Annotated in this window: 10 protein-coding genes; 4 read left to right on the top strand and 6 right to left on the bottom strand. The window is 43.5% G+C overall.

The window, feature by feature from the left end; all coding sequences use genetic code 11:
• Positions 1-19 precede the first annotated feature (19 nt).
• Both devC and V7K85_RS22865 read right to left on the bottom strand, forming a co-directional pair.
• Positions 20-1,195: an ABC transporter permease DevC gene (gene devC / locus V7K85_RS22870; RefSeq protein ID WP_334816834.1), complete on the bottom strand. Its 1,176-nt coding sequence runs from the start codon at positions 1,193-1,195 to the stop codon at positions 20-22.
• Positions 1,192-2,502: an HlyD family efflux transporter periplasmic adaptor subunit gene (locus V7K85_RS22865; RefSeq protein ID WP_334816832.1), complete on the bottom strand. Its 1,311-nt coding sequence runs from the start codon at positions 2,500-2,502 to the stop codon at positions 1,192-1,194. Before V7K85_RS22865 ends, devC begins: the two co-directional genes overlap by 4 nt.
• Before the next feature lie 308 nt (positions 2,503-2,810).
• Between V7K85_RS22865 and V7K85_RS22860 the strand changes: the two genes are divergently transcribed.
• Positions 2,811-3,425 (top strand): TetR/AcrR family transcriptional regulator, encoded by a 615-nt coding sequence (locus tag V7K85_RS22860; protein ID WP_334816830.1) that lies wholly within the window; start codon positions 2,811-2,813, stop codon positions 3,423-3,425.
• A 78-nt stretch (positions 3,426-3,503) separates the two neighbouring features.
• Here the strand turns inward: V7K85_RS22860 and V7K85_RS22855 are convergent, their stop codons facing one another.
• A complete protein-coding gene (locus tag V7K85_RS22855; RefSeq protein WP_334816828.1) occupies positions 3,504-3,647 on the bottom strand; it encodes a hypothetical protein in 144 nt (47 codons plus the stop codon).
• A 6-nt stretch (positions 3,648-3,653) separates the two neighbouring features.
• The gene (infC, locus tag V7K85_RS22850; RefSeq protein ID WP_334816826.1) at positions 3,654-4,169 is read right to left on the bottom strand and encodes a translation initiation factor IF-3; all 516 of its coding nucleotides are present in this window, start codon (positions 4,167-4,169) and stop codon (positions 3,654-3,656) included.
• A gap of 224 nt (positions 4,170-4,393) precedes the next feature.
• Between infC and V7K85_RS22845 the strand changes: the two genes are divergently transcribed.
• Positions 4,394-5,737 (top strand): DEAD/DEAH box helicase, encoded by a 1,344-nt coding sequence (locus V7K85_RS22845; protein ID WP_334816824.1) that lies wholly within the window; start codon positions 4,394-4,396, stop codon positions 5,735-5,737.
• Positions 5,738-6,059: 322 nt separating this feature from the next.
• Here V7K85_RS22845 and V7K85_RS22840 read toward each other — a convergent pair whose 3' ends face one another.
• Both V7K85_RS22840 and dnaG read right to left on the bottom strand, forming a co-directional pair.
• Positions 6,060-6,443 (bottom strand): hypothetical protein, encoded by a 384-nt coding sequence (locus V7K85_RS22840; protein WP_334816822.1) that lies wholly within the window; start codon positions 6,441-6,443, stop codon positions 6,060-6,062.
• Positions 6,444-6,529: 86 nt separating this feature from the next.
• Complete coding sequence (gene dnaG, locus V7K85_RS22835; RefSeq protein ID WP_334816820.1) at positions 6,530-8,503, bottom strand: DNA primase; 1,974 nt, start codon at positions 8,501-8,503, stop codon at positions 6,530-6,532.
• Between the two features lie 192 nt (positions 8,504-8,695).
• Between dnaG and tftA the strand changes: the two genes are divergently transcribed.
• Together tftA and V7K85_RS22825 are read left to right on the top strand one after the other, a co-directional pair.
• Positions 8,696-10,048, top strand: coding sequence for a hormogonium tapered terminus morphoprotein TftA (tftA, locus tag V7K85_RS22830; RefSeq protein WP_334816818.1), 1,353 nt, complete (start codon positions 8,696-8,698; stop codon positions 10,046-10,048).
• 254 nt (positions 10,049-10,302) lie between these two features.
• Positions 10,303-12,885: a BsuBI/PstI family type II restriction endonuclease gene (locus V7K85_RS22825; protein ID WP_334816816.1), complete on the top strand. Its 2,583-nt coding sequence runs from the start codon at positions 10,303-10,305 to the stop codon at positions 12,883-12,885.
• The last annotated feature ends 148 nt before the right edge of the window (positions 12,886-13,033 follow it).

Here is a 13,033-nt window from a genome sequence, read left to right as displayed (position 1 = left end):
TCAATGACAAATGACAAATTTAAAACATATCTGCGGGATCGGCGGACTGTAATTTCCGGGTGGCGATCGCACCAGAAATTATACACATAATCATCGTCAGTGTTAATACCGTCAAGGCCCGTGCTACGGTCATGTAAACTGGCAAATTGGTGGCATTACGAGTTAAATGATAAAGTCCTAAAGGTGCGATCGCTCCTGGGATAAACCCTAAAACTGCCAAAATTATCGCCTCTTCAAACACCACACCTAATAAGTAGAGATTGTTATATCCCATTGCTTTAAAAGTGGCGTATTCTTTGATATGGGAATTCACATCTGTAGAAAGAACTTGATAGACGATAATCACGCCCACCAGAAACCCCATTGCTACACCCAGGCTGAAGATAAACCCGATAGCCGTATTTGTTTTCCAGTAATTTATTTCAAATTCGAGAAATTCTGCTTTAGTTAAAACTTTAACATCATTATCTAAATGAGATTCTAAAGTTGCTTTCATCTGTTTTGGGTCATAGCCTGGTTGCAACTGCACCAAACCGAGACTGACACCGCTAGCTTCTCGTTTGGGAAATAGTCGCAGAAAGTTCTGGTCGCTGGTGATCAAAGTACCATCGGCTATGAAGGAAGCCCCGACTGAAAATAAGCCGCTAATGGTAATTGTCCGCCGTTCTATTTCGGTTGTGACAGTTTTACCTTGGTCAATTTTGGCCAGCGCTTCGTTGTAATCTCCTCTAGAGGCGCGATCAAACAGAACGGTATCTGGTAGCTTAATAGCATCTATCTGGCGATTCACATCCGCTAAGTTCAACACTTGCTGATCAGGATTGAACCCCATAACTAATATTGTCGTCTTCTGATGTGTTTGGGGATTTTTCCAATCAACAATGTTGACATACATTCCTTCTGCCGATTTGACACCTGGTACATCCATTGCTTGATACAGCCGCCGCCGCGTAAAGCTAGACATATATGCCAGGTTACGTGCTTGGGGGCTGATGACAAACATATCAGCCTGCATACTGCGATGCAGCATTGTGTTACTTTCAAACAGGGCATTCTGAAACCCTAGCTGCATGAACATCAAAACATCGGCAAAGGCAATGCCTGACAATGCCACCAAAAGACGGCCTTTTTCATGACTCAGTTGCAGCCATCCTAAAGGCGTTCGCCGCCGCAGTTGCTGGATAAATCCAATCACAGTTCAATCACCGCCTTGACTTGCAAATTAGTAAAGCTAGAAGCGTTTTGGCTAGATAGTTTATTCAGTTGCACATGCACTTCCACTACTCTGGCATCAATATTACTAGAGGGGTCAGCATTGATCAGATTTTGTCGCTTTACCTCCATACCAATCCAATCTACTCTTCCCTCTAATTCATTGCGTAGGGAATCACTGCTTACCCGCACCCCCTGTCCTGGACGCACTCTTTTGATATCACTTTGGTAGACTTCTACTACTGCATACATCTGGTCGGTTTGACCTAGAGCCACAATTCCTTCATTGCCAACAGTTTCTCCAGCTCGGGTATTAATCTCCAAAATTCGACCGGCTTTAGGAGCCACAACGTATGCCTGCGCCAGTTCTGCTCTAATTTTATCCACGGTGGCTTGAGCACTCTCTATCTCTGCCTGTGCATTTGCTATATCTGTGGGACGGACTTCAGCAGTTTGATTCAGGTTAGCTTTTGCTTCGTTAATCTGCTGTTGCAAGCTGGCGAGGGTTTGATCCTGGTTGGCTTTTGCTTCGTTAAGCTGCTGTTGTAGGGTGGCTACAGTTCTTGTCTGGGTGGCTTGGCTTTCAATTAACTCTTGAGTGGAAGTTTCGGCGCTTAGGCGTCTTTTATCAACTTCTTGGCTAGAAATTGCTCCTGCTTTGTATAAAGTCTCGTAGCGCTGCACGTCAGCTTGGGCATTACCTTTCTCGGCTGCTACGCGAGCCACTGTTGCTTGCAAGCTGCGTTGTTGCCCTTGCAGTTCTGCTTCTAGACGATTAATTGTGGCTTGCTGAGTTTTAATGTTTCCTTCTAGTTCTACTTGTACACGATTCACCGTAGCTTGACGCGCTCTAATTTCTCCTCGTTTGGCTCCAGCTTTTACCTGGTTAAGGCGGGATTTGGTAACTTGAACTTGTTTTTGGGCTTCAGCCAAAGTAGCTTGTAGGCGATCGCGGTTGTCCATAATTGCAATTACCTGCCCAGTTTTGACGCGATCGCCTTCTTTGACCAATAGTTGCTCTACCCGATTTCCTTCACCAATTGCAGAAGGCGCTGACAGTTTTATTACCTCTCCCTTTGGTTCCAACCGCCCTAATGCTGTTACTGTTTTTACCACAGGCACAACTGCTACTGGTGCTTTTTGTTTTTCATTAGCTGTAGCCTGAAACTTCATCACTGTATAAACACTGATTCCGCCTATTGCTAGAGATGTAATGATTGTAAGTAGAAGAGGCGATCGCAAAAGATTCTGAGAAGACCTCAAACCCTCTGAATTCCTGTTTTGCTCCATACTATTCCCCCTTACCACCAGTAGCAACTTGTACTAAACTGTCCAGTTCAATGTATGCTAAACTAAACGGACTAGTTTAGTCAATAGGATACAACTAAACTTGCCAATCAATTTACTCGGCATTATCCAGCAAAATGCTATTCCCTATTGCGATTGATTGTCTACTAAAAGAAAGTAAATAGAAGAGGGGAAAGCTGATAATAGAGGCATTTGGGCTTTAGCGAAGGGTATATTTATTTTCGCCATTTTGTACTGAGGGCATTTTGCAGCATCTATTAATATTGTTTATAATAAAGGATGATTAATAAATGGTACGCATCAAAGCTGACGAAGTGGATCGAGATAATTCCGTTGATAAAGTGGAGCAAATTTTGCAAGGGGCAATGCAAGAGTTCCTCCAAAATGGCTATGCTGGTACAAGTATGGATCGGGTAGCAGTAGCAGCAGGTGTTTCTAAAGCGACAGTCTACAGCCACTTTCAAGATAAAGAAGGACTTTTTAAAGTACTGTTAGAGCAACTGACAAGCAAAAAGAATAGCTCCATTTTTGGCACAGAACCGATTGAGGGAGAACCAGGCGTTATACTGCACCAGGTAGCAACCAAAGCATTAGAGCAGATGCTTAACGACAAAGAACATAGTGCATTTATGCGAGTACTAATCGGGGAATCTGGGCGTTTTCCTGAGTTAGCTCAAATTTGTATTCGGGCGATGATTAAGCCAGTAGCGGAAACTCTCACTCACTACTTGGCGGCTCCGGAACTAAAGATACCTGACCCAGAGGCAACAGCAAGAATCCTCTTAGGAACATTGGTGCATTTTCATATTACTCAAAATGTAATGCATGGAAAGGACATTGTACCAATGGAAAGCGATCGCCTGATTGATGCCTTGACACACCTAATCACTAAATGCGCTGATTGATTGGCTATGTCCCGGTGCTTGTTCGGTGGGAAGGTGAAATTCACCTTAAGTAACAGTTGACCGTTTTTTCCATAGAAGCTACAGTGTTGCCTGCGGCTTTTTTCGTTCCTTACCGTTGAGTCGAGAATCCCACGGCTTTAAGTGAAAACGAGCAATAGCCATGTTTTCATCGCCGTGGGAGTTGTCAAAAGCTGGCATAAATACATCCTCCAGCGATCGCAAGATTAACTAGGCAGGAATGACTTGAACAATTAGTGAGCGTTTATCCAGCGACTGAACTTTACCTACTTGACTGAGATCATTTGCAATTCGGTCTAGCAGTTCTCCCGCTTTGTCACGATATTGATGTTCTCGGCCTCGTAAACGAATGGCAAACTTGACTGAATCGCCTTTACTTAACCATTCACCTGCTTGTTCGATGCGTAAATTGTAATCAGCCACACCCACGTTTAGACCAAACCGAACTTCCTTTACCGTGGGTCTAGCACTCTGGCTCTGACGTTTCTTCTTTTGATACTGAAGCTTGCCATAGTTAAGAATCTTGGCAATTGGAGCGTCTTTGCCTTCGGAGACTACAACTAAGTCAAGCTCTAAGCTTTCGGCTAGCTGTAGCGCCTCATTGGTGTCGATCAGACCACGATTGTTATTCTCATGGTCAATCAAGAACACGTGAGGTGACTTGATTTGCGAATTAATCAGTTGCTTTTGGATTGCGATAATGAATTTCTCCCAATTGTTCAACACTTTGCTTTGCTTTGCTTTGCTTTGCAAGTAATGCCAATTTAACACAACACTGAATCAGACGACCTTTAACGACACAATCGACTGCAATCTGTTAGAATACATAATTGCGGCACTCGCTCTCAGTCTTTGCGCTACTGCCCATCCAGCCTTTCAATGATTTTTTATCCGTCCGCCTAAGACTGACGCCGCCATTGGCGACAGGCCGATGTTATTTTTGGAGTTTTATGTCTTTTTCTACTCTCGGCTTGTCCAATGAAATTATCCGTGCGGTTACCGAACGAGGGTACACCGAACCCACGCCAATTCAAATACAGGCGATCCCTGCCGTATTGTCGGGTAGCGATTTGCTAGCTGGGGCACAAACTGGTACTGGAAAAACCGCTAGTTTTACCCTGCCGCTCCTGCATCGGTTGTCGTCTGACAAGAGCGTCAAAGGTACGTCTAAAGGATACCCGCCGATCCGGGCACTGATTCTCACCCCAACTCGCGAACTCGCCGCACAGGTGGAAGAAAGCGTGCGCGAGTACGGTAAGTACTTGCAGCTAAACTCGATGGTGATGTTCGGCGGAGTTGGTATTAATCTGCAAAAACAGCGTTTGAAGGGGCGAGTGGATATCTTGGTCGCTACTCCAGGGCGACTGCTAGACCACGTACAGCAGGGCACAGTCAACCTATCGCATATTGAGGTTTTGGTGCTGGATGAAGCAGATCGGATGCTGGACATGGGCTTTATTCATGATATCCGCCGCATCCTCTCACTTCTGCCTAAACAGCGACAGAATTTGCTATTCTTCGCTACTTTCTCAGACAAAATTAAGACACTCGCTGCCGGGTTGCTCAATCACCCAACGATGATTGAGGTAGCACGCCGCAATGTTACCGCCGACACGATCGCCCAGAAAGTTTACCAAGTAGACCGTGACAAGAAACGCCAATTACTTGCTCACCTGATTCGGCGAGATAATTGGTATCAAGTGCTAGTGTTCACTCGCACTAAGTATGGTGCTGATCGTTTGGTTAAGCAGTTGGGTGAAGAGCGGATTCAAGCACTGGCAATCCACGGTAACAAGAGCCAGCCGGTGCGTACCAATGCTCTGGCAAAGTTCAAGAATGGCAGCTTACAGGTACTGGTGGCGACGGACATTGCTGCTAGAGGTCTTGACATCAGCGAACTGCCGCATGTAGTCAACTTCGATTTGCCCAATGTACCGGAGGATTATGTTCATCGCATTGGTCGCACTGGTCGTGCTGGCGCGTCAGGTGAAGCCGTATCGCTGGTGTGCGTCGATGAATACCCTCTATTGACAGATATCGAAAAACTGATCGAGCAGCGCTTGCCGAAGGAAGTGGTCGCTGGCTTTGGGCCCAACCCCGATATTAAGCCAGAACCAATCCCAAATGGACGCCAACACAGAGCCAAGCCTGGAAGTGATAAGCGTCCGGCTCGTACTCCTAAACCGTTACCACAGACATCAGCTAAACGTCAGGCAGCACCACCTGCCACCAATGGCGATCAGCCTGGTGCCCGTTCGTCCGCATCACGCCGTTCTGCTAAACGCGATCGCTGATCTTGGTTAGCTGTTCAACTGGAAAATCTCACTTCTAAACCTCTCTTTTCTTAGCTCGACTTTATCCAAAATTAAGAACTCGGTTTCTTTATCCGCCAAAAACCCTGGCTTTTTCGCAAATACTTTTTCCACGTCACTCATTCTCGGTGAAATCGAAAAAGTAAAACGACAGTCCCACAAAGATTTCAGCGTTAGCGATTATGCAACGACTCCGCAGGAGTATCACGTTACAAAAAAAATGGATAAAGTTGAGCTAAACTCCAATTAAGAGACTAAGCACTGTAATTAATAATTTTTAATACCATAAAGTCAATGCTAATTATTAATTATGTCGTTTTTGAAAACGACCGATTACTTTACCTAGACTTAAGGTAGCTCCAAATGCTAATAAAGCTAACCCAGTTCTAGATTCGGGAATTGCAATTGCATCTTTAGTGAAATACAAAAATCTTGGTTGTCTCAAACCCCCACTACCTGCGGGAACGAATGCATCGATAAATGCTCCTGTTTTACCGTTATAGCGCAAGACATTATTAGTTAATATGCTACTCACATACAGGTTCCCATCATAACCAAAAGTTTGTTTCGCAGGCGCAGAAAGACCACCGCTATTACTAGTAACAAAAAAATCAATAAATTCTCCTGTCTTGCCGTTATAGCGTGCGATATCGTTAGTCTTAAAATCAGCAACGTGAGCAAAGGGCAAAGGGTTGAATTAGGTCGCTCACTAGGAGCGAGGTTTTTACCTCAAGTGGTTTTCACACGTCCCCTGCTATTTTTGTGAGTCCGAGGCTACAACAACTCGGTGATGGAAAATAGCCGTTGTCGGTCTATTTTTTGAAGCTTGATTTTTTCAGCGTAGAAAGCTTGATAATAAGATTGATAGCGCTCTGGTTCAGCTTCTGGGTCGGTTTGTTGCCATAATTCCAAAAAGTGGCGATAGCGTTTTTCAAGCATCACCAAATCCATGCAAGCGATCGCAGCTTGAACCACTTGCGGAGTCCGAAGTATTTCTTTCTGGTTTTTTTCATCCACATGAAACAAATGGGAAATTAACGCCATCTCACTGCCAAATTCTAAGAACTGGTCTTGCAAGCGGGAAATTAAATTTGGTAGAGACGCAAAATTTTTCATCTCTTGATCACCGGATGAAATTTCTAAAATCTGTTGCCATAAAAATCGGTGGTGGGAAAGGCTAAATTGCAAATCTCGCTCCTCTAGTTCGGCAATAATCGCTTGACGCTGTTCAGGACAATGCAAGTAAATCCTTAGTAATAACGCCTCTGCGTGTTCTAGAAGGCTGCGTTCTGTAGGGAGTGGGGAGTGGGATTTGCCACCTCCCCATGCCTTCTTCGCTGACACAGGCTTAGTGTATGTAGCCGCAGCCGGAGCAATTTGAGTTAACAGATTTTCGACTCGTAGGGGTATAAGTCTGGTATCTCCTAAGCTGAGTATTTCTGCACAGTAGGAAACGTAATAATTCCGTGTATCGCTGTTAGCTATATTTTTAAGTAATTTGACTAATTGCTGAGTTACTTGCTGAAAATCAGTAGCCTGTTTTAAGTCGCGGTCTTGAATAATTTGCTGAATCTGCCAGTCTAGCCAAAGTGGCGCATTTGCTAACAGTTCTCGATAATTTTCTGGTGTATGGCTGTGCAAGTATTCATCAGCATCTTTACCATCGGGTAAATTGAGAATTTTTAGCTGAACTTCGCCTTTGTATGCTAATTCGGCAATTTCACCGATCGCTCTTTCGGCAGCATTGGTTCCAGCTTTATCAGCATCAAAGTTGAGTACTAATTGTTTCGATTCGGTGTAGCGTAATATTAGCCGCACTTGTTCTAAGCTTAAGGCTGTACCGAGTGAGGCGACGGCGTTGTTAATTCCAGCAGCGTGGAGAGCGATCGCATCAAAATATCCCTCTACCACCACCGCTTGATCGAGTTGGGAAATCCCACCTTTGGCTTGATCGAGGGCAAATAATGTTCTGCCTTTACTAAAAAGTTCGGTTTCTGGTGAATTCAGATATTTAGGTTGTACCCCTTCCGGGGAAGCCGCCCTCTGGGCGTCTACATCAGTCAAAGTCCTACCACCAAAAGCAATGACGCGCCCTTGGACATCACGGATGGGAATCATCAAGCGATCACGAAATACATCATAATAACCGCCCCCGGAAGAGCGTGGCTTAATCAATCCCGCTTTTTCTAGTATTTGTGCGGGCAAATGTTTATCTTCCACTAGATAGCGATGGAGGGTTTCCCAACCTGCGGGAGCATAACCTAAACCAAATTGCTGTATAGTTTCTTCTTTGAGTTGGCGGTTAGATTGCAAATATTGAAGTGCTTTTTGCCCTTGGGATTGTCTGAGGGCGTGTTGATAAAACTGGGCGGACGTTGCCAGAACTTCATATAACTGCTCACGCAAAGATAGCTGACGCTGTAATTCTTGACGTTGTTCGGGTTCGAGAGTTTGCACAGGTACTTGGTAACGCCGTGCCAAATCCAGCACCACATCAGCAAAAGAACGCTTTCCCAACTCCATGACAAACTTAATGGCATTTCCCCCAGCTTGACAGCCGAAACAATAGTACATTTGCTTGGTTTGGCTGACGGTGAAGCTAGGAGATTTCTCATCATGGAAAGGGCACAAACCAACAAAATCCTTTCCTCGTTTGCGTAAAACTACGTATTCCGAGACGACATCTACAATATCAGCCCGTAGTTTAACTTCCTCAATTGTGTCTGGGTGCAAGCGAGGGATTTGCATATTTAGTCATTAGTCATTAGTCATTAGTCATTAGTCATTAGTCATTGGTCATTGGTCATTGGTCATGAACTTTAAAAAAAGGACAAAGGACAAATGACAAAGGGCTTCTGATGGCTATTATATTCTTGTTGCTAGACCAAGAATGATATATAGAATTGTTTACACTTAATTTTATCAGAGGAAATACTGAAAATGGGACGTATTTTTATATCAGCGGCTCATGGAGGCAAAGAAGCCAGAGGAATCGATCCAGGTGCGATCGCAGGTGGTACAACTGAAGCCAAAGAAATGATTTTGCTGCGGGATTTGATTGTCACGGAACTGAGGGCGCGGAATTTGGAAATTTTGGCGGTTCCTGATGACTTGAGTGCCGCCCAAACTATCACCTGGATCAATTCCCGCGGCCGTCGGGGTGATATTGCCCTAGAAATTGAATCTGATGCGGCTAACAGCCCGTCTGTGCGTGGGGCTAGCGTCTTCTATATTGTTAATAATAGCGATCGCAAGAGTAATGCTGAACAGTTGCTAGTGGGGTTGTTGCGCCGCGTACCCCAATTACCGAATCGGGGAGTCAAGCCAGATACCGATAGTGGATTGGGTCGTTTAGTATTCTGTCGCCAGACAACGCTTCCAGCTTTGGTGATGCAAGTGGGGTTTCTCAGCAATCCAGAGGATCGGGCTTTGCTGCAAACTCGTCGCCGCGATTTTGCTTTGGGAATTGTCGATGGACTAGTAACTTGGAGTCGTATAATTGACCCCACTCCTGGAACTCCGGTCGAAGCAAATTATCCGGCAATTAATATCAATATTAATGGGCAAAATTACTCAGAGCAAGGAGTTTTAGTTAATGGCAATGCTTACATCCCCATTGATTTAGTAGACATTCTCCGGATTGACCTTTCAAAAGCAGCTAATGTCAATCGGATTACCTATCACAAAGTAGTTTATGTCAAAGCGATCGAACTGCGAGATTTTAATGTTGCAGTCAATTGGGATGCTGTAACTCGTACTGTCAGCTTGCGCTCAAATTTGATGGTTTGCTCTGGTCAATTTTCGCGGGTGATGTCAAACGGTAATACTTCCGAAGTCCAGTTACAATTATTTCTGAGAAACAATAATGAAAACGCTTTGCTAAAGTTTCCTGACATCCCCAAACTTTATCGGGAAGAAGCAGGTATAGAGGGAGTTAACTATGATATTTCCTTTTGCCAAATGTGTGTAGAAACTGGATTTTTACGGTTTGGTGGCGATATTAAACCTGAGCAAAATAACTTTGCCGGCTTAGGTGCGATCGGTGGTGGTTCGGAAGCTGCATCTTTTGCAAGTGCCAGAATTGGAGTGAGGGCGCACATCCAACATTTGAAAGCTTACGCCAGTTTAGAACCTTTGGTACAGGAAGTAGTAGATCCAAGGTTTCGCTTTGTCACACGTGGGATTGCGCCATTAATTGATCAGCTATCAGGGCGGTGGTCAGCAGATTTGGATTATGGTGCAAAGATTTCAGCAATGCTGAAACGATTATATGAGTCAGCAGGACTTCTTTGAGTATTGAGTAACTTGTTCTAGCAATTTTTAGATAACTCATTTCTTCCTTTGTGCCCTTTGCGTACTTTGCGGTTCGTTTAATTCAGATTAAGTGCATCTTGATGGAGAATTAGTATAAGTCCTGATTAAAAACGCTACCCTTTTACGCAAAACTGTACTAAAGTTTTGCACAACGCGATCGCAAACGTAGTCAGCTTCAGGCTAAGGATGCCGTAAAGTTGTTGTAGATTTGATAGCAATTAAAAAAACAGACCGTGATCGTCCCATCAAGCAGTAGAGCATTAGTAGCAAATCATAACAGTAGTTTAGGATTTACCAGCCTCGCAAAACTATCAAGTGGAAACTTGCTTGCAGAAGTGGATCTTCATCGGGTTGTAGTAAGTTTAAGGCTAAGGCAAGACAAAAAAGCGTCGATAGGCCAGTTTCTCACTCCCGCCTCAGTAGCCCAATTGATGGCTGGGATGTTTAATCGGCTAGATTTGCCTGAAATATCCTTGCTTGATGCTGGAGCAGGAATCGGTTCATTACTAGCCGCTTTTGTGGTACAAGTATGCCAGCATCAAAAATCCACGTCAAGTTTGCGCGTTGTAGCTTATGAAATTGACCCTTTTTTAATTCGATATTTGCATCAAACTTTAGAGCTATGTGAGAGGGAATGTCAGCGTGTAGGTATTTCCTTCAATTACGAAATTCGTGAGACTGATTTTATTGAAGATGCAGTTAGGCTGCAAAAGCTTGGTTTAATGAATAGTGCAAACGCAACAGAATTTACTCATGCTATTCTCAACCCGCCTTATTTGAAAATCAATGCTTATTCCAAAGTGCGCGAATTGCTGCGTTCCATCGGTTTGAAAACTAGCAATCTTTATACTGGTTTTATGGCTGCTACAGCACAACTTCTAAAACCAAGTGGGGAGTTTGTAGCGATTACCCCGCGTAGTTTTTGCAATGGTCCATATTTTCGTGACTTTCGCAAGATGTTTTTAGAGATGATGGCTTTAGAGCAAGTACATCTTTTTGAGTCGCGGCAAGAAGCATTTAGTGATGATGATGTTTTGCAAGAAACTATCATTATCAAAGCTACAAAACAAAAGCAAAAGTTTAGCAGCGTCAGCATAAATAGCAGTTGGGGTGCTAATGATGACTTTATAATGTCACACTCTGTAGCATATTCAGAGTTAGTTAACCCTAATGATTTAGAGCAGTTTATTCATATTATTCCAGATAGTATTAGCCAGCAAATCGTTCAACGAATGACACTTTTTACCTGTAGCTTGAAAGATTTAGGGCTAACAGTTTCAACCGGGCGGGTAGTAGATTTCCGAGCAAAAGAGTACTTAAGGACAAATCCAAAAAATAATACTGTTCCTTTAATTTATCCGGTAAATTTCTCGAATGGATATGTAGAGTATCCCAAAATCACCAAAAAGCCTCAAGCGATAGTTCATATAGAAGAAACAGCGAATATTCTGATACCAAATGAGCATTATGTCCTATGCAAAAGATTCTCATCGAAAGAAGAGAAAAGGCGTGTTGTTGCGGTGGTTTATGATGCCAACCAATTTAATTATGGCTATGTCGGCTTTGAAAATCACTTGAATTACTTTCACAAAGATAGGCGTGGACTTAGCCTTACCTTGGCTCGTGGGCTTGCTGTTTATCTTAATTCAACTTTAGTTGATGCTTTTTTTCGGTTGTTCAATGGGCATACTCAGGTCAATGCAACAGATTTGCGAAAATTAAAGTACCCTAATTTGTCACAGCTATTGTCTTTAGGAACGGGGATTAAAGAGCAGTTTCCTTCTTTACGGGAAATTGATGAACTTATAGAAAATAAGCTATTGAGTATGTCGAATCAGTCAGAGAATAATCCAATTGCAACTAAATCCCGAATTGATAAAGCGCTGCAAATATTGACACAATTGGGCTTTCCACGGGCACAGCTTAACCAACGGTCAGCTTTAACTCTCTTGGCGTTGCTTGACTTAAAACCGACAGACTCTTGGCAATTAGCAAGTTCCCCTTTAATGGGAATTACGCCAATGATGGACTTTATGGCTCAACATTATGGCAAAACCTATAAGCCCAACACACGGGAAACAGTTCGCCGCCAGACAGTGCATCAATTTCTGGATGCAGCTTTAATAGTTGCTAATCCAGATAATTTAAGCCGCCCTATCAACAGTCCTAAAACTGTATATCAAATTGAAATCAGTGCCCTAGAACTATTAAGAACCTACGGTACTGAAGAATGGGAAAAGAGCATCCGCACCTATCTTGCTTCAGCTGAAACTCTGAAAAAGCAATATGCTCAAGAGCGCGAAATGTCCCGTATTTCTATAGTAATTCACGGAGAAATTAAAACTTTATCACCAGGTGGTCAGAATATTCTGATTGAAAAAATTATTAATGATTTTGCCCCTCGTTTTACTCCTAGTGGAAAGCTCATCTATGTTGGCGATACAGATGAAAAGTTCGCCCACTTCAATGAAGCAGCATTGACAGATTTGGGCGTTAACATCGATTCCCACGGCAAAATGCCAGATGTGATTATTCACTTCACAACAAATAACTGGTTGGTGCTGATTGAAGCTGTAACCTCACATGGCCCAATTAATGCTAAACGGAAGAATGAACTTGAAGTCTTATTCAAAGATGTCCAAATACCTCTGGTGATGGTAACTACATTTCTCAGCCGTAAGGCAATGGTGGGATATCTGGCAGAGATTGCTTGGGAAACGGATGTTTGGGTTGCTGAAGATGCAACTCATTTGATTCATTTCAATGGTGAATATCTATTGCAGGCTTACCAAACAGAGAAGAAGCAAACTTCCTGAATATACGAAAATACGCTTGGTGTTAGTGATATTTTGCCCCGGAAAATCCTTCAACCCCCCTTAAAAAGGGGGGTTGAATTCACTAGTTTTGCTCTTGAAGTCGCTAAAGAGGAAAGCTACGATACTTGGGAGCAGTTAAATCTGAATC

The organism is Nostoc sp. (genome assembly GCF_036917615.1).
Taxonomy (GTDB): Bacteria; Cyanobacteriota; Cyanobacteriia; order Cyanobacteriales; family Nostocaceae; genus Nostoc.
The sequence above is the reverse complement of the archived record's forward strand: the minus strand, read 5'-3'. Positions and strand labels throughout refer to the sequence as shown.